We start from the raw sequence: 374 nt of genomic DNA, 5'->3' as shown, positions 1-374 counted from the left end.
GCTCGAAACGATCGCGGGCGTCGGCCCGCGGCGCGCGGTCGGCATCCGCGCCGCGCTCGACGACGTGCTGAGCCGGCGCCGCCGCTGGCAAGGCCACATGCAAAGCGCCGGCCCCGGCACGGAACCGCCCGTCGAACTGCTGCTTTACATCGATCGCCAGTACCGCAACAAGGCGGCCGCCGGCGTACTGCCGACGCTCGCGCACCGGCGCCTGAACGCGGACGGTTACGTGCCGCCGCCGGTGATGCACATGACGAAAGGCGGCTGGCATTTCACGGTGCTGAGCCAGCATGCCGCAATGCGTACGCCGGAAGCCGGCCGCCCGACCGACTGGGTCTCGCTCTATTTCTACGACGCGGTGCAATGCGAGCACC

The 374-nt window shown here is 70.3% G+C and carries 1 protein-coding gene; it reads left to right on the top strand.

The genetic code is table 11. The features are described 5' to 3' along the window. On the top strand, positions 1 to 374 hold a 374-nt coding region (locus tag AAEY72_RS14270), incomplete at both ends, for a hypothetical protein (protein WP_352311156.1).

Origin of the sequence: Psychrobacter sp. W2-37-MNA-CIBAN-0211, assembly GCF_040309405.1 — a bacterium.
Taxonomy (GTDB): Bacteria; Pseudomonadota; Gammaproteobacteria; order Pseudomonadales; family Moraxellaceae; genus Psychrobacter; species Psychrobacter glaciei.
Note: the sequence above shows the minus strand (reverse complement) of the source record. Positions and strands in the feature narration are given on the sequence as shown.